Origin of the sequence: Bacillus sp. SH7-1 (assembly GCF_008042405.1) — a bacterium.
GTDB classification, from domain to species: domain Bacteria; phylum Bacillota; class Bacilli; order Bacillales; family Bacillaceae_G; genus Bacillus_A; species Bacillus_A thuringiensis_N.
Genome location: NZ_QNUD01000069.1, coordinates 1 through 21,875 on the forward strand (window position 1 = coordinate 1; position 21,875 = coordinate 21,875).

A 21,875-nucleotide genomic window follows, 5' to 3' on the forward strand; every position below is an offset into this window, starting at 1 on the left:
CCTGTTGGACCTGTTGGACCTGTTACCCCTGTTGCTCCTGTTGGACCTGTTGCTCCTGTTGGAATATAAATTGGCGGAAGAACCGGAAAAGTAGGTCCAATATTTTCTGGTCTTTTCATACCTTTATTCAAAGAGAATTTTTCATTGCGGTTCAATTTACTACCTCATTCCACATTTTGTTTACTAATTAACAAAATAAAACATCTATCATTTTAGAAAAACTCCATAACTACGTTTTTATACTCAAATGATTTTACATATAGTAAACTTTTTACCGTTGCTATAACTAATAGTATTAATATAATAAAATGATAGTTCCATTTCAAAATACTAAATAGGTTACGTTCTAATTTAAAAATGAGGTGATTTACATTCAAGATAAGAATGAAAAAATGAAAAAAGGACTATTATCACTAGCTCTTGAAATTATTCTTCCATACAGACTTACAGGTCCTACTGGGCCTAATATTACAACAAACTCCATGTTCGCTAATAATACGTCAGTTGGTCCCATTTCAGTTATATTAGGCGGAACTAATATTCCACTTTCTAATAACCAAAGTCTCGGTAATTTTACAGTGAATGCTTCAAATGATATATTTACAATTCCTGTTACTGGGAGATATTATTTAACCTATCAAGTTAATACAACAACTGCACTACTTGCTGGTACAAGGCTACTATTAAACTCTTCGACTCCACTTTCCGGATCTATTTTTCTCCCGCATTATCAACTTCAAATTATAATAATAATTTAATAATTAATTTAACTGCTGGTAATACAATTTCCCTTCAACTATCCGACGTATTATCCATAGTTAATTTAGTTGGAGGTGGTTCAACAGGTGCCTCTTTAACAATTATACGAATCGATTAAAAAATGATTCGTTCTTTTTTATAATAATCATTCTTAACTGCTAAAATAATAACTATTACGTCATTCCTTAAGCTTATATTTTAATAACTTCACGAAAGTGATTATGCAATAAGAAACACTTTGTACTATATTCATAGTACAAAGTATCTATACTAAATTTTCCGTATATACATTATCAATTTACACTCCTCCCTGCCAATGTTACATTAAATATGAAAATAGTTTCTCAAATGCGAACCATCTCAAAACGTATTTGTGAAACATACTCCAATCCTATACGCGAGAGCAATACTATGTTGACACTCAAATGAGTGTCTTTTTTTGTGGATTATAAAAAATAAAAACCATCTCTTATGATGGTTTTTATCATTACGCCTTTTTTTGTTTTTAATGCAGCTGTAAATTTATGAAGTTGAATAATAAATGGTCATACTTAACCGAGTTAGCGTTCTTCCAAAATTACAATAGGAATGCGGTCTATCCGCCTTAAAGCGAATTGAATCCCCGCTATTTAATTTATATTGACAATCATTTATTTCAATTGTCAATTCCCCTTCAAACACCGTTATAAATTCTTCAGTCCCTTCTTTATGCCCTTCTGAATTTAACTTTCCTTCTGTTTCAATTTCAACCGTATAGATTTCAAAGTTCCTATCATCTTGAAAAGGAAAAGAAGGATACACTTTATACCTCCCTTTGTCTTCTGATAATACTTGAATATCATTTCGTAAAACAACTTTCGTATCCGGTTGCGGATTATTGATTAAAGAAGTAAAAGACACTTTCAAACCATTCGCAATTTTCCATATCGTTGTTAATGTTGGGCTTGACTCTCCTCTTTCAATTTGTCCAATCATCGTTTTACTCACACCTGTTAATTGAGAAACCTTTTCTAAACTTAATTTTTCTTTCTCTCGTATTGTCTTTAAATTTTTCGCCAAAATAAGTTGAATTTCTTCCATAAGAAACACTCCTACACTATGTACAATATAACGATCGTTATGTATAATAAAAAGCGCACGTTATATTGTTCTTTTCGGTCATTATAACATACGAAATAACTAGGGGGTTTTGAAATGCCTATTTTTTCTTTTTTGTTATTTGTTTTTATAAGTAGCTTCACACCCGGACCTAACAATTTTTTAGCTATGACATACGCCAATCAACATGGTTTAAAAAGGAGTATGCAATTTTGCTTCGGAGTAGCTTTCGGTTTTTTCATCCTCACTTCCTTATGTAGTTTCTTTAATATTGTACTAATTAAAATCCTACCCATAATCGAATTTCCTTTGAAAATTTTAGGTGTAGCATATATGCTATATTTAGCTTTTAAAATACTCACTAGTAAAACTAGCACAGATCCCGATGAAAAATATACTGAAAATTTATTTACAGTGGGGATTTTCCTTCAGTTTATTAATCCTAAAGGGATACTATTCGGACTAACTGTAGTATCCACTTTTATTCTCCCTTACTACAATTCATATTCAAGTTATCTACTTTTTTCATTATTTCTAGGTGTAGTTGGATTAATGAGCACATTTAGTTGGAGCTTATTTGGTTCCGTGTTTCAAAAACTTTTGTTGAAGCATACTAAATCATTTAACATCATTATGGCCATTTTATTAGTTTTCAGTGCAATTTCAATAGTAGTCAATTAAATTCAAATTCTACATTTTTCTTATTAAAAGTATGTTTTACAAATATAGATTATATTTCTAATTAATATCCCACTTACATGCATTACTTATTTAGTTTTAGGCCGAAATAAAAATTTTAAAAAGAGGATTACTCATTATAAGTAATCCTCCTTTTAGGGTCGATTGATTTTTAAATATCCTGTTCCACTAAACTAAAATCTTTACTTAACTTCATACCACCAGCCTTTACGATCAAGGTAATCTGTCATTCCCTTAAGTTGCGCATCTGAGGTTGGTTCAGAGATAAAATATGTTAGACCATCAGATTGTAAGATGAAGTTTGCTGTCATTTTTAGGGACGTTAATGCTCCCATTACATCCGGTGTTTCATGCGGTGAAAAAGCTCCTGATTGAATGATATTTTTATTGGATGGCGGAGTTGTCCCACCAGATTGCCCAGTTAATGCATAAACAATTGAATTTGCAATTTTATCTGGATTCCATTTTGCCATATCTGCTTCATTATCGATAAATCCAAGTTCAATTAAGATTGCAGGTGCTTTCGTATTCGCTAACACATAAAGGTCTTTACGTTCCTTTGCACCACGATTTGACCAGCCAATATCTTTTGAAAGTTGTGCTGCTATCTTTGCTGATAAAGCTTGTTGATCATAGTAAAGTACTTCAACACCATTTGCTTTCGTATCATATGAGTTTAAGTGAAATGAAACTACTAAGTCTACATCATGTGAGTTTGTTTTTGATACGATGTTATTTAAATTTTGTGCCTGCGTTGTCCCTACTTCATCAGTATCATCATAAACTGTATGCCCTAATGCTCTTAATTTAGCAACAACCGCATCCTTAACTTGGCGATCCATAATGTGTTCTTTCCGATTCCCATAATTCGCGCCTTGTACAATACTGTTATGACCTGCATGCAAACTATATTTAGCCATTTTTCAACACCCCCTTTTTTATTAACATATTCAAAGCTCGTCTTATTGTCCGGTCAAATATCCAGTACAACACTTGCAAATAATAAATAGGGCGCTAATCTTTTTTTTAATGAAAAAATCAAAAATAATACCCTCAACTAATACTTTAAGTTGCGGCATCTACTTTTTTTATCATTCATTTTAAAATCTTTTTATAATAATAAAGAAAAATACGCTATAATATAAGTTATTGTTCTTTAGGAGGGGTTTAATGGCTGATAAGTATAAATTTTTAATTCTCATTGTTACAGCATTTTTTTCTTTCTTTTCCTTAATAAAAGATTTCCGTAACACTTCAAAAAGTTTCTTTTGGGGAAGCTTTGCAATCCTAACAAGCTTTATATTATTATTAACACACGCTTTAGAGTTAACTCCAATACTTCTCTATTCAGCCCAGATGGCTCTTGAGATTATTACAATACCACGTAAATTATTTCTTCCGTCTGGCACTGAAGTTGCTAGTATTTGCTAACAATTCGTGTATCAAAAAAATTCAAGTCTATATTTCTAATTATCTTTATAAATATAAAAGTGCGGTTTCCCCTTTCTAGAGAAACCGCACTATATCAAAATTCTTATTAAATTTTAAACTGACTCGTATACAGATCAAAGTAAAACCCTCTATCTTCCATGAGAGATTCATGATTCCCTCTTTCCAAAATACTACCATCTTTTATAACAAGAATTTGATCTGCTTTTTCGATCGTTTTCAGTCGATGAGCGATTACAAAATTTGTTCGACCTCTCATTAAATTGTTCAATCCTTCTTGAATTTGTAATTCTGTTCTTGTATCAATATTAGATGTCGCTTCGTCGAGAATTAATATATCTGCATCTGCTAAAATTGCCCTTGCAATCGCAAGAAGTTGTTTCTGTCCTTGACTTAAATTCGATCCTTCTGAAGCAATTTTTGTTTCATATTGATTCGGTAAATGCTTTATGAAAGAATGTGCAGATGCTGCCTTAGCTGCATTGATTACTTCTTCATCACTAGCATCTAATCGACCATAACGGATATTATCCATAATCGTCCCAGCAAATAAATACGTATCTTGTAAGACTACTCCTATTTTACTTCGCAACGAATTAATATTATAATCTTTTATATTTTTTCCATCGATATGAATTTTCCCTTGCTGTATATCGTAAAAACGCGTTAGCAAATTAATGATTGTTGTTTTGCCCGATCCAGTTGGACCAACTAAAGCAATTGTCTCCCCTGGCTGCGCCTTAAGACTTACTTCTTTTAAAATCGTTTTATTTTCCTCATACCCAAACGAAACATTCTCGAGTTCAACATGCCCCTGTAAATTTTGTACAATGAATGCATCTTTTTTATTTTGGATTTCCGGTACTTCATCCATAATTTCAAAGACACGTTCTCCACCAGCAACTGCCGCTTGAATCGTATTCATTAAAGTTGCAAATTGACTGAGTGGTCTTGAGAATTGACGAGAATAATTAATAAACGCCGCAATGACACCTACTGTAGTCATTCCATTTAAAACCATTACTGATCCAGTTCCAATTACAAGTCCCATGCCTAAGTTGTTAATAAAGTTCATACTCGGAAAAATAAAGGCTGAAAATGTATCCGCCTTCGTAGCTGAAACTCTTAGTTGTTCATTAATTTTATTGAAATTTTGTACAGTTTCTTTTTCTTTTCCGTATAACGTTGTAACATCCGCTCCTGTTATAGCTTCCTCAATAAATCCATTTAATTCTCCTAAATCTTTTTGACGCTTTGCAAAGTTTTTACCACTATAAGCCACGAGTTTTTTTGTAACGAAAAACATAATAGGTACTGTAATTAAAGTAACAATCGCTAAAATCCAATCTAATGCGAACATCGCAATCGTTACACCTATAAAGGTTAATGCTGATGAAATAATTTGTACAACACTTTGTGTCAACGCTTGATTCAAATTATCTATGTCATTTGTCACACGACTCATTAAATCCCCTTGAGAACGTACATCAAAAAACCGTAAAGAAAGCGTTTGGATTTTCTCAAAAATATCTTGTCGTATTTTTTGTATCGTTTTTAATGCAACGTTAACCATGACAAATGTTTGTAACCAAGTTAACAATACCGTTACACCGTAAATCGCGATAAGTAACAAACACATTCTCGCCGTACCGCTTAAATCTTTTGGTACAATATATTGATCGATAATTACTCCCATTAAATATGGACCTAATAAACCAAGTAACGTCGTTACAAATACTAAAAATATAACGAACGTAAGAGCAGCCTTTTGATACCCCATATAGTTCCATACTCGCATTACAGTTCCTTTCGTATTATTAGCTTTCCCGCTCTTAGGTGCGTTACGTCCATCTTTATTTGCAAATTGCCCTTGAAAATTACGCATGTTCTTTCCCACCTTCCTTATGTAAATTGCCACCTTGGGAAAGATAGATTTCTTGATATACCTCACATTGTTCTAACAGTTCTTCATGCGTACCATCACCAACTAATTCACCGTTATCTAAAACGAGAATTTTATCAGCATCTATTATTGATGAGATTTTAGAGGCAATTAATAATGTCGTTGTTCCTTTATATTCTTTTCTTAATGCCGATTGAATGTTAGATTCTGATTTAGCATCCACTGCTGATGTAGAATCATCTAATACAAGAATAGATGGCTTTCTCACAAGCGCTCTTGCAATTGATACACGCTGTTTTTGTCCACCTGATAAATTCGTCGCACCTTGTGTTAAATGATATTGATAAGAATCTTCCAGCTTGTTAATAAACTCAGTCGCACAAGCTGATGAAGCCGCAACTTCCAGTTCGTCCTTCGTTGCATCTTCTTTTCCATAACGTAAGTTCTCTTCTATACTACCTGAAAACAACAATGCTTTTTGAGGTACAAAACCTATTGAACCACGAAGTTTTTGTAAATCGTATGCCTTAACATTTATTCCATCAATACATATTTCACCTTGATCAACATCGTATAAACGTGGTAACAGTTTCGCTAAAGTAGATTTACCACTTCCAGTAGAACCGATAATCCCTACTTTTTCACCTTTACATATGCGAAATGAAATATCTTTTAAAACATATTCATTATTTTTCGTGTAACTATAATTAACGTTTTTAAAATCAATATGTCCCTCGATTTGCTTAGGTACAAGCGCATTTGTTTCGCTTATAATATCAACCTCAGTATTTAATACTTGCTGTACACGATCCGCAGACGGAAATGCTCGCGCGATTTGCATAAATACCATACTTATAGACATAAGAGACATTAAAATAATATTCAAATAGTTTATAAACGCTAATATAGCCCCTACTTGAAGAGTTTCATTAAATACTTTTTCTCCACCAATCCATAATGTTGCGACAATCCCGCCGCTTACAACTAACATAATGATTGGCATCATCAAGGAAATAAGCTGCACCGCTCGAATATTTATCTTCGTTAAATTTGTATTAACATTTCCAAACTGATTAATTTCATATTTTTGTCTTACATACGCTTTAATCACACGTACCCCAGATAAGTTTTCTTGTAACTTTGTATTCACTTTATCTAATGCTTCTTGCACTTTTTTGAACGTCCCACTTGCTTTACTTGCAATAAATATAATCGCAAGTAATAAAATTGGAACGACTACGAGTAATATAGGAAATAACTCACGCGCAGTTACAAAAACAATTATTATACTTCCAATAAACAACAAAGGACCACGAACAAGAACACGTAATGTCATCGTCATCGCCGATTGAATAGAAGTGACATCATTTGTCACAATTGTTAATAATTTTCCAGTTCCAAACGAATCACGATTTTCACTAGAAAATGTTTCTATTTTCGCAAACACATCTTTTCGTATGTCAGTAGCGAAATTAACAGCTGCTTTTGTAGAATACATCATACACCCAAGTCCTCCAACTAAACCGAGTGCCGCTGCTCCTATCATAAGAAGCCCCATTTTTATTACATAATTCATATCTCGATTTGCTATCCCAACATCAATAATATGTTGCATAATAGTCGGTTGAATTAAGTCCATCGCAACCTCAAGTACCATAAATAGCGGTCCAATAATAGCGAAGAACATGTATGGTTTTAAATACTGTAATAATTTGCGAAATGATTTCATACATAATCTCCTTTTCCCATGAAATTACCACTGAATAATTCATATCCCCCCTTATTTAAGCGATATAGTTTGTAATTTCTTTCTTACTTTTATTATATTATGTAAATTAATATTTAACATCATTAAATGATAAGCATTAATGACTTTTAGGTCAATAAATGTGCTTTGTATTATATAAATATAAAAACCGCATTCTTATTGAAAAGAACACGGTTTTTCATCTATATTTTTTCAGTTGTAAAATCTAAAAACTCAGTCTCAAATCCATTATTTTTAGAAGGACTACACGTGTAAAAACCTATTTTAACAGGCTCATTTCCTATATCCTCCATCAAATGAGCGATTCTTATTTGTTCCCATTGGTGGATCTTCTTCACATATATTGTATAATCACCACGTTTACGAACAATTCGAAAACGAAGTTGTTGGGTAGCTAATTCTGTCGGAAAGTCTTGTGTGGACCAATCGGAATATCCATTATTCGTTACGACAGCTCCTAAATGTGATGGACCATCTGGAATATATTCTAATGAAGTTTTCAACCAACATTTTTCCGAAATCATAACAAAAAGACCAGCTTGATCGAATTTTGAATTTGGATTCATACGCAATTGAACTTCAGCTTGAAAGTCTGTCATCGTCTCAGTATAAAATACATGACCATTCATTACTTCGAAACCATAATGTGTTTTAAGCCAAAAATCTGTTTCGGCTTTCGAGCGGACAATAAGCGCATGATTGTTATTTAGCTTATAATATTCAGGTACATTCATTATAGTAAGTTGCTCAATATGTTCTGGTATATGTGATATTTTCATAGTTCCTCCATAATAAAGCATCTATATGCACATTTAAAATTCTACTAATACTGGGAATTTATAACCTTTCAAATCCAACTCTCTATTACTTCGAACCATTAAATACTTACTTGACTGTAATTCTGTAAACTGTACATCCTCAACCCCTAATTGATCTGGAGAGAAGTAGAATTCGATTTCTGTAAATCTTTCAGCGATTTCCCCGCATATTTCATCTAAAACTGGAATTACTGGTGCAAACACTCCATATAATTTCAACTTTTCATTATCTACTTCATACACAATTAGAGCATCTAGTTTCTCTGAATAATACAATTTCTCATTCCATTCCGAGTCGTATATATTCAAATAAAACGAAGGATGGAAGTTTAATGTTGAAAAATTATTTGAAAGTCTTTGGCTGCTATCAATAGTTTCATGTATTAACTGCCTATTACCTACATTATAGTAATCTAATTTTCTAAGTAGTGAATCGTTTTTATTATTTTCGTATGGTATAGTCATCAAATATTCCTGCACAACTTTAAATCCAAATGATGTATACAGTTCAGGTTTTTCCGTAAACAATAATGCACATTCACATTTCTTATCGATTTCTTCTATCATTTTATTCATTAATTGTGTCATTAGCCCTTGTCTACGAAAATTAGGATGTGTCATTACTGATTGAATACCCGCTGCATTTATTTTTTCACCATTAATTAGTAATGGCAGCGAAAATGCCGCAACATTTGCAATTACTTCATCTTCTTGTAAAAATGATAAAGCTTTATATGTATCATCCCAATATCCTTTCTCCGAAAAATCATTTAATGTTTGAGTTGTAATCCCAAACACTTCTTCAAATAAAGGAAATAACTGCTCTCTTTTCGGTTCTTCTAAAAGAAATTTTTCAAAATTTTCAACATTCCCCATGTTGTCCCTCCATATATTAATTCCATCAAATTAGATATAGTTATATAACCTGCTCTTAAAGTTATAGGTCTTACCAATCAATATACTATCATAAAATATAAAAAAATAGTCTAATTAATTTTATGTTTCGACTATTCGAAAACAAGTTGAATAAAACAATATTAAGATTTTTGGATATTAATAAGTTAATTATATAAAAATAGTGCTTTCTAATTCGTTTTTACTAATAGAAATGCACCATTTATAAATAAATATTTTTTTATTAATTTTTTCCTTCTAGTCTTTCCTTCGTGTTAATTTCTTCTCCTCTCATTCGCTTTTCAAATGTATTTCTCCAACTAGTAGAAAGTGCCTGTACTTCTAATATCCTTTTTAGCCCTTCCATATTTTGTTTTTCCTTATGCATGATACGATTAGCAAATGCTACTGTAACTCCTTTTGGATCAGACTTCAGTAACTTTAACGTATCAACAGGTGATACCCACCCTTCTTTTATTACGCGAAAATAAAACCCTGTATATCCTGTTTCTTGAAAATATAGTGGTAACTTGGGGATATTATATTTCTTAGCTAATTTAAAACAAGGTTGTCTTGGCTGTGTTACTTGTACAATTGCTTCTCCAATTTGAAATGTATCACCAATACAAACATCCTCTTCTCGCATGCCACTCACTGTTATATTTTCTCCGAAGGCCCCATACACAAGAACTTGATTCAATTCTTTTTCCCAATATGGATAGTGGTCACCAGTATAAACACAAACTGCTTTATCTACTCCTCCATGATGGACTAAGTCCGCTTGCCCATCTCCATTAAATTTTACATAGGATAAAAATACTGGTTCCTTTACTTCTTTTTTATTAATACCTGTATGAATTACCTTTCCACCGTACGTAACCTCTTTTGGTAATCCTATATTTAAAGATAATATTTGATATTCATTTGTCATTCTATTTCCTCCTTTTAAGGTGTTACATGAATTTACTCCCTCGATTTATTTTCACAACTATCTCTGTTATATAAAGATGATTATAAAACCTAAAAAACCATTGTTCAATCCGATTATTTATATAATAATGATAGGTAAAACCTATCATTAGACTTGAGGTGATCCAAATCGAATTACGACAACTTGAATATTTTTTAGCAGTTTCAAAAGAACTGCATTTCACAAAAGCAGCTGAGAAATTAAATATTTCACAGCCTTCACTAAGTCAGCAAATACGTGCTTTAGAACATGAAGTAGGAATGCCGCTTTTCGATCGCATTGGTAAAAAAATATCTTTAACTGACGCTGGAAGGATTTTATTATTGCATAGTAAAACCATTTTTCATGAAGTCGAACAAGCTCGTTCTGCTATTCAAGATTTAAACGGATTACAGCAAGGTTCCTTAACAATTGGATCATTGTTAACCGTCGTGAATTACTTACTACCACCAGCTATTTTAAATTTTAATAATTTATATCCCAATATAGAACTTTCTGTATTAGGGCTTCGTACAGGAGATATCCGCGAAAAATTATTACAAAACGAACTAGATATTGGCATTACATTTCTCCCAGTACAAGATAAAGAGATTATTTCTATCCCTCTATACAAAAGTGAACTTACATTAGTCGTACCAATCGGTCATCCATTAGCTGAACATGATCATGTATCTATTGCTGAATTACAGAACTACCCTTTAATTCTATTACCCATAAATTTCTTTTTAACCGAATTAATTACATCTCATTGTCAAAAATTTAACTTTAAACCAAAACCAATTTTAGAAATTAGTACAATGGAATCTTTAATCCAAATGGTTTCAAAAGGAATGGGAATTACAGTTTTACCAAAACCGTATATAGACTTTTTACAAAATAAAAACATTCAAGCTATTAAAATAGAAAATCCTACTCCAACAATAGAAATAGGGCTTATTTATAGAAAAGATAAATATATGTGTGCTGCAACTCGAGAATTCATTAAGCAATTGAAACTAACCGTACATTCTTTACAAAATTAAACGAACAAAAGAGATTATCCTATGAAGTCGTTTCATAACGACCTAGTAGAATAATCTCTTTTCATAATGAAATAAATTATTACCTATAAATTTCAGTGCACCTTTTTGGAAATTGGAATATATTTTGTAAAATACGCCCCAACTAACAATAATACAATTGAAAATAGCACTGTAAAAATACCACCTAAATGAAACCAATATGCAAACAAATTACAAATTGCAAGTGAAAAGAAACAAATTGAAGTTAACGCACTTTTTAATCCTTTTATTTCTGCTTTTTTTCTTTTTTGATACATAATATACATCGAAACGGCTAGAAAAATGATAAGAACAATCGTTAACAAAATTTTCAGCATCGGTAATCCCTCCTGTATACATACCCCCCTTCGGTACTACCATCTTATCCCATTTATCCCTTTGGAATCAATTCATTATTCTCTTCTCTCCAAAAATCAGTATAAGTTTTATTTTCAAAGTTCACATTCACCTCAGAAAAAGGAAGACTTCCTCCAACTTCCAACGAGTACCAGTCATTTAAAAGTGGTGATCCGAAACAAATATTCATTGTACATTCATGTAAATCAAATAATACGGAATGTAAAGTTCCAAACCATTCTTCATAATTATGCACTGTCAGCCCTGCTGGATATTCCTTTTCTACTAATCCTTTTAAAGAATCTATACTCACTTGTTCATTTTGATTTAAATGTTCATACAAGGTGTGATATCTGTTTGTAGATTGTTCTATTCTCCTATTATTCAATTTTTGAATAGATAAACTGATCGCATGGTTTGTTGATACGATAAAATCTTGGCTTTCCTCATCAATTGTCATTATTGATTTATATCCGTCAAATATTTCAATACGCGCTGCATCTAAAGGATCCGCTACTATTAAATTAATATTACTAGCAATTGGCATTTCTTCTATTAGTGACTTAGCCTCCTGCACATTTTTACATTTCTCCAGTAATACTCGAATTACTGCAAAACATTGTAAACCACTTACCGCTGGCTTTCTTAAGCCCGCAATATTTCCTACCGGTTGGCCACATGCTGAAAATGTAACAGATAATCCATGCTCGTTAACTCCTTCCGTTCGGCCAAAATATTGAGTGGAAAAGCCACTATGTGCATATGCACCTTCAACATGAGTCGAACAAAAGCGCATATCATCTATTACTGGTGACAAATCATAGTTTCTTAATACATAAGTATGCTTTAAATCTGTCTTTTTAGGTAAAACAGCACAATGGCTACAACCTGCTTTTAATAGTGTTTGATAATAATACATCATATTTTCAGATGGAATTTTTAAAACTTCACAAAATCCTTCAATCTCTTCATTAATTCCTGGACAATATTTATGTAATATATTCCTAGATTCTGTCCAATGTTGATGCGATATTAAGTTTTCTTTCTGTATAAATTGCGGAATAAGATAAGGATGTCGTTTCACAAATTCCCCTTGTTGCTTACCGATTTCATAATGACTTCCTTTTAACGATGAAAAATAACCCTTTACTTGATACACCTAATTCCCCCTCTTATTGAATTTATCCATATCGTACCAAATATACTTTATTCATTCTTGATGTTTTTTACTATCTTTCAAATCAAATGCGGCTGGAATAAAGCGAACAGTTATAAAATAAAAACTAGGAAACTGTAATCACTAACAGTTTCCTAGTTTTTTCTTATACTAAATGATTCCCTCTGCCACCATCGTTTCTGCAATTTGAACTGAGTTCCACGCTGCACCTTTTAATAAATTATCGGAAACGATCCAAAGATGGAATCCGTTTGGTGTATCAGGATCTTTTCTAATTCTACCGACAAATGTATCTATTTTCCCTTCTGCATATAATGGCATGGGATACAGCTGTTCACTAGGGTTATCCTGCAGTATAACACCTGGTGCATCCAGCAACACTTCCCTTATTTCTGCAACAGTTGCTTCTTTGTCAAGTTCAATATAAACCGATTCTGAATGTCCTGATACGACTGGAACACGCACACAAGTAGCTGCCATTTTCAAATTGGGATCTTCTAAAATTTTCTTCGTTTCTTGAATCATTTTTACTTCTTCAAATGTGAAATCATTATCTGTAAATATATCTACTTGAGGTAGTACATTAAACGCAATTGGATAATGCTTTTTATCTTTCTTCACTGGTAATATAGTACTCTTAACCTCTTCACCTGCAAGTATTGACTTAGCCTGCTGTTTTAGTTCATGAATCGCATGAATTCCTGAACCTGACACAGCTTGATATGTGGAAACAATAATTCTTTCCAATCCGAACGCTTTTCGAATTGGCTGAAGTGCGGTTACCATCTGTAATGCTGAACAATTCGGAACTGCTATTATCCCTTTATGTTCCTTTAAAGTGTGCGCATTTACTTCCGGAACCACAAGCGGTACATCACGTGCCATTCGATATTCACTTGTGTTGTCAATTACGATGGCACCACTAGAAACTGCGTGATTCACAAATTGCCTAGAAACTTCTCCTCCAGCACTAAAAAAGGCAATATCTACACCTTCAAAGCTAGTTGTTTTTGCCTCCTGTATTATTATCTCTCGTCCTTTAAATGGTACTACCTTACCAGCGGATCGTTTTGACGAAAGCAATGTAACTTCAACTATATTAAATTTAGTTTCTTTCTCTAACAGTTCAATAATTTTCTGTCCTACTGCACCTGTAGCCCCAACTACAGCTACATGATAGCCCTTTTTGATCATCTTTTCTCCTCCAATATCACTTGAATAAATATTTCTACAATTTTATTTTATAAAGAATTTAATCATTTGGAAAATTGAAATACGTGATATAATCATTCACAAATCATGATAATAAAAGAGGTATTACTTATGGAAATGAGACATGTTAAAACATTTTGTGCGATTGTGAAGCACGGTGGTTTTTCTAAAGCTGCTCATGCATTAGGCTATGCGCAATCTACAGTTACAGCGCATATGAAAGCATTAGAGGACGATTTACATATTCCTCTTTTCGATCGGTTAGGAAAAAAAGTACTTCTTACAAAAGCAGGTCATCAATTTCATCCTTATGCTTTAGAATTACTTGCAATTTATGAAAAAGCGCAAGAAATCCCTCAAAATACCGATCAATTAGAAGGTACATTGAGTATTACATCAAACGAATCATTAGCAGTGTACCGTCTACCACAATTATTACGTACTTACAAACAGAAAAATCCGAAAATAAATATCGTACTTGAAACAAACACAAACGAACAAGCATTACAAAAATTACGTGAAGGAGAAACAGACGTTGTCTTCATAATTGGAGAAAGTATGGAACATAATGATTTTATTACGCGTACTTTTAGTAATGAAACATTTGGGTGGATTTTACCGCCCCATTATTCTACACAATCTAATCCGTTTTGTTTATTAAAGGATACTCAGTTTATTTTTACCGAACAAAGCTGCGGCTATAGACCAATGGTAGATCATTTTTTACGTCAAAGCGGGAATATTCCAGCTAAAACATTTGAAACTTCCAACGTTGAAGTCATTAAACAATCCGTTATGTGTGAGTTAGGAATTTCAATTCTTCCTTACATCGTTGTACAAGAAAGTTGTCAAAAAGAGCAACTCAGTTTTCAGCCTATCGAAACTCCAACAGTTATTCAAAGCCATGTAATCTATCATAAATCTAGATGGATTTCACCTGTTTTACAATCGTTTCTTTCTTTACTAGAGGAAAACTAAAAAGTGCACAAAAAAGAGTAACTGCTTAATAAGCACTTACTCTCTTCTAATATTTCCTTATTTATTAGTCTGTCCCCCACCTGCAATTAATTGACTACCCGAATATGTACCTTTTTGCATAAACACTTGATTAATTAACTCTTTTTGTTCCGCTTCTGACATTACCCCTTTTCCTTCTCCTAAATTCCCGCTTTGTAGTTTCCAAATCTTATTGTGATCCGAATCAATCTTTTCATATTTTCCTTGTTTCCATCTCTCTAAAATGTCTGCATATGTATTTCCTTGTACAAGATCATTACTCTTCACAATATCAAGTAAACTTTCAATACGTTCTTGTGTAATAAAAATATAGCCCCACTTTTGATCAGCTTTCGTTTTTTGATGTGCCATTTCATGTAATGCTGTCTGTATGTTCTCATCTGTCCATTTAAAATTTTTATTAAATCCACTATTCGGTAATGAATGATTGCCATTTTCTAAAAGCTTTGCATCTTCAGCTTTTACATTACTATCAGCTAGTACTTCTACTGCCGGAGCAGCTGGTGATGCCTTTTTAGCAGCTGGTTTACTATTATTCAAATAATACAGCATACCATACGTTACACCTACGCCAATTACTGCCATACCAGCTAAAATACCTATTATTTTAAATAATGTTTTCATCTTGCTTGTTTCCTCCCATATATCCCATTCATAATATCTATTTATAAAAAAACAGATGTAGCATCACTTTATTGGCGCTTGCTGCAATTTATTTTTCATACTAATTAACATAAACATAACTTTTACTTTCTAGAAATGCAGCAACTCCATCCTCATCGTTACTTTTAGCAATAAATTTAGCAACTGACTTTAATTCCTCAACTGCATTACTCATTGCTATACCAATCCCACACTTCTCTATCATTTCCATATCATTGTAGTCATCTCCAAAGGCAATTACTTCAGATACGTCTCGATTTAAGTGCTGTAGAACATATTGAATACTATTCCATTTTGAAACTTCTGCATGCATAATTTGACACAAAGTTCCGTCATCTGTAATGACTGCCTTGCATTCATCAGGCAATTCTTTAATGAATTCCTCGTTTATTGAGCCCTTAGTACAAATAATTACTTTTGAAGCTTCTTCAAAGTCTAAATCTCTTACATCCATTATTTCACATGGTACATTGCCAAAATAATCAGTAACATCAAAATTTGAATACAACTTATCACCTATTTCAAGACAAATCTGATGAAGATTGTACTTTTTTGCTATTTCTATAATTTCTAAAATGTTATTTTTAGAAATCTTCATTTCATATAAAATATCATTACCTTTAAGAACTAGAGCCCCGTTATAACAAATAATAATTTCACTCTTTAACACGCTGGGAATATACTGTTTTATAGCTCTTGGAGGCCTTGCTGTAGCAAAAATCAGTTCGTATCCATTATTTTTACATTCCCTTAAAATATTAATAGATTTCTCTGAAATTGTTTTATCACTTCTTAATAAAGTCCCATCAAGATCTGAAATAATTATTTTTTTCATACTTACATTTATTCTCCTTTCACAAATAATAACTCTAAGTATTGATTAATTGTTAAATCAACTGAGTTTTTACAGGTAGTTAATCTATACCTACTTTCGTCTCAATTCAATTTCAGTCTCACTTTCATTTATTACATATTCTCAATTCCCTAAACCATATATATTTCCTTATATTGTATTTCTTTTCTTTTCGAATTGAAAGATTATTCTGTTAAAATGATCATTTTTTCCAACTACTAATTCCACTCAAAGCATTTCATTTTAATTTTATAAAAATAAATGATAGCCTTATATTTAAAGGAGATGAATAAATATGAGTTTATTGTATAGTGGTTTAACTTTTTTAAACTTTGATGATACGTATTTATTACAAAATAAACTACATTCTTATTCACATGAAGATATTGATTTTACTCATTTAGAACACTCAAATCTATATTGCGAAAACACTTCTTTAATGCATATAAAAAGAGCATTAAATCGTAGAAAGAATAAAGGGATTACTTTTATAGGCTCTGGAAATTATCATTATGTATCTTATTTACTATTAGAAGAAATGGACAAACCTTTTACCCTTATACTATTTGATCATCATACTGATATGAACTTAAAGGGAGCGAATGAACAGACTCTTATTTCCTGTGGATCTTGGGTATCGTTTTCTCTTCGAAATAATGGTAATTTAAAGAAGGTAATCATTATTGGCCCTTCTTCTCTAACAATTCATTCTAATGATTGTTCATACGTAGAAGTTTTTCCAATTGATATATCACATGAAGTATCCATACATACAATACTTTCACATATTCATACAGAAACAATATATGTAAGCATTGATAAGGATGTTTTAGATCCAAAAGTTACTATTACCAATTGGAATCAAGGGCACATGAAATTATCTAGACTTTTACAATTTATTCATTCTCTAATTATGAATAAATCTATCTATGGTATTGATATTTGCGGTGAACTCCCAGTTTATCCTTCTCAACTCTTCTTACCTAAATATAAAAATGCTATTCAGAAAAATGAACAAGCAAACTTACAAATTTTAAAAACAATTTATGAAACGAACTTACATATTCAATATGCATAAAAAGAACGAGTACCTTATAAGGTACTCGTTCTTTTTATGCGCGATTTTCTTTTAACCACTTCGTAATCGCATCTAACCTCAGAACATCAAAACGTCTCTCTTCACACACATTTAGACTGTTTAAATTATTCACAATTTCTAATTCATTCGATTTTACACTTTTCGCGTCAATCATTTTGCAGCACCCGTCTGTAACGGTATTTAAATTTTCATAATAACGTTGAAACGATTTTGATATATGTAAATGTTTTTCAAAGTTTCTTCTTCTTTTTGTCACATCAGATTCTTTCCGTTTTCTAAGTTCCTCATCATTCGTAAATAAATAAAAATATTGATCAGGAAAACCAATTTCCTTATGTATCAGCTTTTCTTTATAAAAGTTTTCTATTAAAGATAATGGCTGATCAAATATTTCAAAATGGAAACACCAATTATAACTTAGTGGCTGATAAATATCGCCATCAAGTATTACTAATTCATATTGCTCTGACTTCTGCACTGCTATTTTCCAGCGCTCTACTTGTTTTTCAAAATACCATGTTCTATGTTCATTTTTTGGTCTTTCAAATAAAAAATTCACTTCAGGTATAATATAAGCTCCATAATTCTTTTCTAACTCACGACACGTTGTGCTCTTACCAACAGCACTTGCTCCCTCAAAAGCTATAATCCCCATAGTCTCTCCCTCTTTCATTAACTAAAATCTCGTTGTTTCGCTTTTCTCCCCCATAACTGTCTCCATAATACAATTGAAGCGATAGAAAGCATTATTGTTGTAATGATACTGCCTTCAATTCCGAACGAGCCTCCATGAAGAAATTCCGATCCGTTTGTGACTGGTTTAAAAAGTGGTGTAGAATACATTGCCATTCCACTAACTGCAAAACCATAAATATTAAACTGCGCCCAATTCCACAACGAATGCCACGCGCATATCCCCCAAAGACTATTGTCTTTCAAAACGTAAAAAGCTGCAAACACACCAACTAATATTATATTCGATATCGAAAGAATTGTAATACCTGGATTTAATAAATGAAGAAAACCAAATAATAATGAAGTCACAACAATTCCGACCCATATACGGCTTCTAACAGAAAGAACTGGAAATAACCACCCTCGAACAATAATTTCTTCTGTTGCACCTTGTATTAAAAAAGCAACTAAAGATCCCACAATTCCAAGTATAGTGGTAGGTGTAATTCGTTGCATTTCTAGTTGTACATTTCCTATTAATAAAAGTAGCATTACTGGTATCGAAATGAAAATAAACCCAATTAATGCACCAATCAAATATTTTCTTATCCATTGATCTCTCCAAAAACCAATGGATGAAAATGATCTTTTCTCTACAAATCTAATCCATAAAAAAACAAAAAATATAGCTCCACCAAACGTTAATATCATCTCAATGTTGCTATAAATCGCTTTCATAATGATTGTTTCTGCTTTCGGCAAAAATAGCATAAATAACATGAACAATTCACCTAAAGTCAAAAATACAATTGCAAGTATAACAGCGAATACTGGATGAACTTTTCTTCTTCCTTCTTTTGTTGCTTCTATTATTTTAAATTGATTAGGTTGCAACACTCTCTCCTCCTTAACAAATACACCATCATTATTCTTAAATATATATCGTTTCCCTTATACAAATTTTTAATAAAAATGTTCTTAGTTTAGCATAAACCAAAATTAGGAATAATATATAAATAAAAGAGATGCCTTTGTGTCTTTTACCAATTTCCCACCCTATTTATTACTGGTATTACCAGCACTTGCTATTTCACACCATTTGTTGTAAGATAGTAATTAAGGTCAATTTAACAATACATTTTCTTTGCATATTATCAAGTATCAATCAGGAACACTTTGTACTCCTTATGGGTTTTTGATAATATGTGAACTTTTATTTTTCATTCAAATAAGGCCGATCATATTGTAATCTTTTTAAATTTTAGGAGGCATTACCATGACATTAACAGGTAAAGTAAAATGGTTTAACAGCGAAAAAGGTTTCGGTTTCATCGAAGTTGCAGACGGTAACGACGTATTCGTTCACTTCTCAGCTATCACTGGCGACGGCTTCAAGTCTCTTGACGAAGGTCAAGAAGTTAGCTTCGAAGTTGAAGACGGTAACCGTGGACCTCAAGCTAAAAACGTTGTAAAGCTATAATTCAAACAATAAAAAGGTTGTTACCAGCTCGGTTAACAACCTTTTTAATATATAACTAAAATTTTTTACATAAAAGGAGTGGTTACATGTATCGCAATCGAAAGAACGATGTAGCAGAAGTACCACCAGAACAAACCCCTGTCTGGGAATGTGAAGCAGAGGATTGTTTAGGATGGATGAGAAAGAACTTTTCATTTGAAGAAGAGCCTAAATGCCCTTTATGTAAAAGTAGCATGAAAAGCGGAGAACGTTTATTACCTAAGTTAGGTTAATTTTTATTTAACCCCTCTTTTATAAGAGGGGTTTTTTATTATAAATTTATATCCGCTACATCCGTTCGAACTATAGAATACAAAAATGCATCATGTTGTTTATTTCCTTGATGAATATATCCACGTAGTAGGCCTTCCTTTTGAAAACCAATTTTAGATAACATTTTACAAGAAGTAACATTTTCAGGGTATGTAATAGCACCAATTCTAAATAAGCCTAAATCACGAAATCCATAATGAATAATTTCTTGTGCCGCTTCTGATGCATAACCATTGCCCCAATATCGAGGGTGTAAGTCATATCCAATTTCAGATCGTTTACTCCATAGTTGTAAATTATTTAATCCAATTGTACCTATTAAAGTATTTGTTTCTTTTAACACAATCCCCCATCGTATTGCTTTTTTCTCGAAGTAATTTTTCGAAAAAGATTCAATCATACGTGAAGCTTGTCCAAACTCCGTAAAAGAATTCATACCGTAATAACATGTTACCTCATCCAATGAAAAGATTTCATATATTTTTTGACAATAAGATTGTTCTATTTCAACTAAACGCAAACGTTCTGTTTCTAATATAGGAAATACCATAGGATCGCTCCTTTCTTTCTACTCATTCATTATAGCAGAAAAAATATTAATAAATAGGAAAGTCCTCAATGTCCCATTAATCAAATATTTCAAGAGAAGCCTCCCCTCTTAATTCAATACGAACTAAGAGTAACCCTTCTTGCATTTACTTGATGCGAAAAATAAAGAGATGATCATAGTACACTGATCATCTCTTTATTCCCTATTTATGTGCGACTAATGCCCAATGACACGGAGCTGTTTGTCTCCAATTTACACTTGAAAAACCAGTTTCTCTAAGTAGTGTATCTAACTCATTAACAAATGGATACAATCACATTCCTTCCTATTATCCTGTTCTTGTTTTCATCTTTAAAAATTAATTGTATTATTTTCATTTTCATCACTCCGCTCGTAATCATATACCTTATCATTTCGATTCCATGCTCACTTTTCCCTTCTAAAACACACCCCTATCCCATACATTTATGGTAAAATATAGTTAATATATTTATTTTATTGTGGAGGTGTAAATTTCCTATGTATATATTCATCGGCTTATCCCTCTTACTCATATTACTCATATTTTTATTTGCCAAAAAGTTCGCCCCAAACTCATTCATGATGGCTAGTTTTAAAGGCAATAGCTTTAAGACATTTTCAATCAGCATTTTAATCGCCGCTACTCTTTCTCTTTCATATGGAATCTATCACGCAGCAACATATCAACCTAAACATTTAGATATCAAATTACAAAATCAAAACTTTACTGTTTTCGGTAACGTTGGAGAGCTTGGATATTTCTCGGAAAAATTACTAAAAAAAGATACAGAAGTTAAGCTACATTTTGCATCTTGGAAACCAATACAATTAAATAATCCAGAAATAATAGTAAACTATCCTTCAGGTAAACAGGAAACATGGAAACCGAACATAACATTACTTCCTGCCAATAAATTAAAAGAGAAACACGGTATAAAAGAGCTTTATCAACTCTCATCATACTCATTTAAAGAGTCCGGGAACATAACATTAACGATTACTGAGAATAATACAACTAATAACAAGATCTCCATTCAAGTGAAATAAATAAAATGTCCCTC

Annotated in this window: 24 protein-coding genes and 1 pseudogene; 9 read left to right on the forward strand and 16 right to left on the reverse strand. The window is 32.2% G+C overall.

The genetic code is table 11. The features are described from left to right. The coding region (locus DN390_RS30130; RefSeq protein WP_304521086.1) for an exosporium leader peptide-containing protein at positions 1–119 on the reverse strand (119 nt) is incomplete at its 3' end. A 243-nt stretch (positions 120–362) separates the two neighbouring features. On the opposite strand from DN390_RS30130, the pseudogene DN390_RS30135 reads away from it, so the two are divergent. Continuing rightward, positions 363–877, forward strand: a pseudogene (locus tag DN390_RS30135) (BclA C-terminal domain-containing protein). A gap of 404 nt (positions 878–1,281) precedes the next feature. Here the strand turns inward: DN390_RS30135 and DN390_RS30140 are convergent. Further along, the gene (locus DN390_RS30140; protein ID WP_147809326.1) at positions 1,282–1,839 is read right to left on the reverse strand and encodes a helix-turn-helix domain-containing protein; all 558 of its coding nucleotides are present in this window, start codon (positions 1,837–1,839) and stop codon (positions 1,282–1,284) included. 114 nt (positions 1,840–1,953) lie between these two features. Here DN390_RS30140 and DN390_RS30145 point away from each other — a divergent pair, with 114 nt between their 5' ends. After that, positions 1,954–2,538, forward strand: a complete 585-nt coding sequence (locus tag DN390_RS30145; protein WP_147809327.1) for a LysE family transporter — start codon at positions 1,954–1,956, stop codon at positions 2,536–2,538. 200 nt (positions 2,539–2,738) lie between these two features. On the opposite strand, the gene DN390_RS30150 is transcribed toward DN390_RS30145, so the two are convergent. Beyond that, a complete protein-coding gene (locus DN390_RS30150; RefSeq protein ID WP_060630831.1) occupies positions 2,739–3,476 on the reverse strand; it encodes an N-acetylmuramoyl-L-alanine amidase in 738 nt (245 codons plus the stop codon). Between the two features lie 250 nt (positions 3,477–3,726). On the opposite strand from DN390_RS30150, the gene DN390_RS30155 reads away from it, so the two are divergent. Beyond that, the gene (locus tag DN390_RS30155; RefSeq protein ID WP_147809328.1) at positions 3,727–3,987 is read left to right on the forward strand and encodes a hypothetical protein; all 261 of its coding nucleotides are present in this window, start codon (positions 3,727–3,729) and stop codon (positions 3,985–3,987) included. A 106-nt stretch (positions 3,988–4,093) separates the two neighbouring features. On the opposite strand, the gene DN390_RS30160 is transcribed toward DN390_RS30155, so the two are convergent. The 5 genes from DN390_RS30160 to DN390_RS30180 form a co-directional block, all read right to left on the reverse strand. Then, on the reverse strand, positions 4,094–5,890 hold the full coding sequence (locus tag DN390_RS30160; protein ID WP_147809329.1) for an ABC transporter ATP-binding protein: 1,797 nt from the start codon (positions 5,888–5,890) through the stop codon (positions 4,094–4,096). Further along, positions 5,883–7,637 carry an ABC transporter ATP-binding protein gene (locus DN390_RS30165; RefSeq protein WP_147809330.1) on the reverse strand — a complete coding sequence of 585 codons (1,755 nt, stop codon included), beginning with the start codon at positions 7,635–7,637 and terminating at the stop codon, positions 5,883–5,885. The genes DN390_RS30160 and DN390_RS30165 overlap by 8 nt, the downstream gene beginning before the upstream one ends. A gap of 221 nt (positions 7,638–7,858) precedes the next feature. After that, positions 7,859–8,455 carry a DUF1349 domain-containing protein gene (locus tag DN390_RS30170; protein ID WP_097949396.1) on the reverse strand — a complete coding sequence of 199 codons (597 nt, stop codon included), beginning with the start codon at positions 8,453–8,455 and terminating at the stop codon, positions 7,859–7,861. A 33-nt stretch (positions 8,456–8,488) separates the two neighbouring features. Then, on the reverse strand, positions 8,489–9,370 hold the full coding sequence (locus tag DN390_RS30175; protein ID WP_147809331.1) for a GNAT family N-acetyltransferase: 882 nt from the start codon (positions 9,368–9,370) through the stop codon (positions 8,489–8,491). Between the two features lie 262 nt (positions 9,371–9,632). Further along, entirely contained in the window at positions 9,633–10,319 is a 687-nt protein-coding gene (locus DN390_RS30180; RefSeq protein WP_147809332.1) for an MOSC domain-containing protein, read from the reverse strand. Positions 10,320–10,477: 158 nt separating this feature from the next. On the opposite strand from DN390_RS30180, the gene DN390_RS30185 reads away from it, so the two are divergent. Then, positions 10,478–11,380 carry a LysR family transcriptional regulator gene (locus DN390_RS30185; protein WP_060630824.1) on the forward strand — a complete coding sequence of 301 codons (903 nt, stop codon included), beginning with the start codon at positions 10,478–10,480 and terminating at the stop codon, positions 11,378–11,380. 92 nt (positions 11,381–11,472) lie between these two features. On the opposite strand, the gene DN390_RS30190 is transcribed toward DN390_RS30185, so the two are convergent. The 3 genes from DN390_RS30190 to DN390_RS30200 form a co-directional block, all read right to left on the reverse strand. Next, entirely contained in the window at positions 11,473–11,736 is a 264-nt protein-coding gene (locus tag DN390_RS30190; protein WP_147809333.1) for a hypothetical protein, read from the reverse strand. Between the two features lie 53 nt (positions 11,737–11,789). Further along, positions 11,790–12,914: a C45 family autoproteolytic acyltransferase/hydrolase gene (locus DN390_RS30195; RefSeq protein ID WP_147809334.1), complete on the reverse strand. Its 1,125-nt coding sequence runs from the start codon at positions 12,912–12,914 to the stop codon at positions 11,790–11,792. A gap of 168 nt (positions 12,915–13,082) precedes the next feature. Next, the gene (locus DN390_RS30200; RefSeq protein ID WP_147809335.1) at positions 13,083–14,126 is read right to left on the reverse strand and encodes an aspartate-semialdehyde dehydrogenase; all 1,044 of its coding nucleotides are present in this window, start codon (positions 14,124–14,126) and stop codon (positions 13,083–13,085) included. A 129-nt stretch (positions 14,127–14,255) separates the two neighbouring features. Here DN390_RS30200 and DN390_RS30205 point away from each other — a divergent pair, with 129 nt between their 5' ends. After that, the gene (locus tag DN390_RS30205) at positions 14,256–15,122 is read left to right on the forward strand and encodes a LysR family transcriptional regulator (RefSeq protein ID WP_147809336.1); all 867 of its coding nucleotides are present in this window, start codon (positions 14,256–14,258) and stop codon (positions 15,120–15,122) included. Between the two features lie 57 nt (positions 15,123–15,179). On the opposite strand, the gene DN390_RS30210 is transcribed toward DN390_RS30205, so the two are convergent. Both DN390_RS30210 and DN390_RS30215 read right to left on the reverse strand, forming a co-directional pair. After that, the gene (locus tag DN390_RS30210) at positions 15,180–15,785 is read right to left on the reverse strand and encodes a PRK06770 family protein (protein ID WP_063225032.1); all 606 of its coding nucleotides are present in this window, start codon (positions 15,783–15,785) and stop codon (positions 15,180–15,182) included. Positions 15,786–15,885: 100 nt separating this feature from the next. After that, on the reverse strand, positions 15,886–16,659 hold the full coding sequence (locus tag DN390_RS30215; protein ID WP_060630818.1) for a Cof-type HAD-IIB family hydrolase: 774 nt from the start codon (positions 16,657–16,659) through the stop codon (positions 15,886–15,888). 313 nt (positions 16,660–16,972) lie between these two features. On the opposite strand from DN390_RS30215, the gene DN390_RS30220 reads away from it, so the two are divergent. Beyond that, a complete protein-coding gene (locus tag DN390_RS30220; protein ID WP_147809337.1) occupies positions 16,973–17,755 on the forward strand; it encodes an arginase family protein in 783 nt (260 codons plus the stop codon). A 34-nt stretch (positions 17,756–17,789) separates the two neighbouring features. Here the strand turns inward: DN390_RS30220 and DN390_RS30225 are convergent, their stop codons facing one another. Together DN390_RS30225 and DN390_RS30230 are read right to left on the reverse strand one after the other, a co-directional pair. Continuing rightward, positions 17,790–18,431, reverse strand: a complete 642-nt coding sequence (locus tag DN390_RS30225) for a nucleoside/nucleotide kinase family protein (protein ID WP_147809338.1) — start codon at positions 18,429–18,431, stop codon at positions 17,790–17,792. A gap of 17 nt (positions 18,432–18,448) precedes the next feature. Beyond that, positions 18,449–19,345, reverse strand: a complete 897-nt coding sequence (locus tag DN390_RS30230) for a CPBP family intramembrane glutamic endopeptidase (RefSeq protein WP_147809339.1) — start codon at positions 19,343–19,345, stop codon at positions 18,449–18,451. 382 nt (positions 19,346–19,727) lie between these two features. Between DN390_RS30230 and cspD the strand changes: the two genes are divergently transcribed. Beyond that, complete coding sequence (cspD, locus tag DN390_RS30235; RefSeq protein WP_000176365.1) at positions 19,728–19,931, forward strand: cold-shock protein CspD; 204 nt, start codon at positions 19,728–19,730, stop codon at positions 19,929–19,931. Between the two features lie 86 nt (positions 19,932–20,017). Further along, complete coding sequence (locus tag DN390_RS30240; protein WP_000286198.1) at positions 20,018–20,203, forward strand: cold-shock protein; 186 nt, start codon at positions 20,018–20,020, stop codon at positions 20,201–20,203. Between the two features lie 38 nt (positions 20,204–20,241). Here the strand turns inward: DN390_RS30240 and DN390_RS30245 are convergent, their stop codons facing one another. Further along, positions 20,242–20,793: a GNAT family N-acetyltransferase gene (locus DN390_RS30245; protein ID WP_147809340.1), complete on the reverse strand. Its 552-nt coding sequence runs from the start codon at positions 20,791–20,793 to the stop codon at positions 20,242–20,244. Positions 20,794–21,312: 519 nt separating this feature from the next. Here DN390_RS30245 and DN390_RS30250 point away from each other — a divergent pair. Beyond that, positions 21,313–21,861 (forward strand): hypothetical protein, encoded by a 549-nt coding sequence (locus DN390_RS30250; protein ID WP_147809341.1) that lies wholly within the window; start codon positions 21,313–21,315, stop codon positions 21,859–21,861. Positions 21,862–21,875: the final 14 nt, after the last annotated feature.

Excerpts from the sequence above, each read along its gene's own strand:
- DN390_RS30140 (WP_147809326.1), bottom strand. The coding sequence starts at position 1,839 with ATGGAAGAAATTCAACTTATTTTGGCGAAAAATTTAAAGACAATACGA.
- DN390_RS30145 (WP_147809327.1), top strand. The coding sequence starts at position 1,954 with ATGCCTATTTTTTCTTTTTTGTTATTTGTTTTTATAAGTAGCTTCACA.
- DN390_RS30150 (WP_060630831.1), bottom strand. The coding sequence starts at position 3,476 with ATGGCTAAATATAGTTTGCATGCAGGTCATAACAGTATTGTACAAGGC.
- DN390_RS30155 (WP_147809328.1), top strand. The coding sequence starts at position 3,727 with ATGGCTGATAAGTATAAATTTTTAATTCTCATTGTTACAGCATTTTTT.
- DN390_RS30160 (WP_147809329.1), bottom strand. The coding sequence starts at position 5,890 with ATGCGTAATTTTCAAGGGCAATTTGCAAATAAAGATGGACGTAACGCA.
- DN390_RS30165 (WP_147809330.1), bottom strand. The coding sequence starts at position 7,637 with ATGAAATCATTTCGCAAATTATTACAGTATTTAAAACCATACATGTTC.
- DN390_RS30170 (WP_097949396.1), bottom strand. The coding sequence starts at position 8,455 with ATGAAAATATCACATATACCAGAACATATTGAGCAACTTACTATAATG.
- DN390_RS30175 (WP_147809331.1), bottom strand. The coding sequence starts at position 9,370 with ATGGGGAATGTTGAAAATTTTGAAAAATTTCTTTTAGAAGAACCGAAA.
- DN390_RS30180 (WP_147809332.1), bottom strand. The coding sequence starts at position 10,319 with ATGACAAATGAATATCAAATATTATCTTTAAATATAGGATTACCAAAA.
- DN390_RS30190 (WP_147809333.1), bottom strand. The coding sequence starts at position 11,736 with ATGCTGAAAATTTTGTTAACGATTGTTCTTATCATTTTTCTAGCCGTT.
- DN390_RS30200 (WP_147809335.1), bottom strand. The coding sequence starts at position 14,126 with ATGATCAAAAAGGGCTATCATGTAGCTGTAGTTGGGGCTACAGGTGCA.
- DN390_RS30205 (WP_147809336.1), top strand. The coding sequence starts at position 14,256 with ATGGAAATGAGACATGTTAAAACATTTTGTGCGATTGTGAAGCACGGT.
- DN390_RS30210 (WP_063225032.1), bottom strand. The coding sequence starts at position 15,785 with ATGAAAACATTATTTAAAATAATAGGTATTTTAGCTGGTATGGCAGTA.
- DN390_RS30215 (WP_060630818.1), bottom strand. The coding sequence starts at position 16,659 with ATGAAAAAAATAATTATTTCAGATCTTGATGGGACTTTATTAAGAAGT.
- DN390_RS30220 (WP_147809337.1), top strand. The coding sequence starts at position 16,973 with ATGAGTTTATTGTATAGTGGTTTAACTTTTTTAAACTTTGATGATACG.
- DN390_RS30225 (WP_147809338.1), bottom strand. The coding sequence starts at position 18,431 with ATGGGGATTATAGCTTTTGAGGGAGCAAGTGCTGTTGGTAAGAGCACA.
- cspD (WP_000176365.1), top strand. The coding sequence starts at position 19,728 with ATGACATTAACAGGTAAAGTAAAATGGTTTAACAGCGAAAAAGGTTTC.
- DN390_RS30240 (WP_000286198.1), top strand. The coding sequence starts at position 20,018 with ATGTATCGCAATCGAAAGAACGATGTAGCAGAAGTACCACCAGAACAA.
- DN390_RS30245 (WP_147809340.1), bottom strand. The coding sequence starts at position 20,793 with ATGGTATTTCCTATATTAGAAACAGAACGTTTGCGTTTAGTTGAAATA.
- DN390_RS30250 (WP_147809341.1), top strand. The coding sequence starts at position 21,313 with ATGTATATATTCATCGGCTTATCCCTCTTACTCATATTACTCATATTT.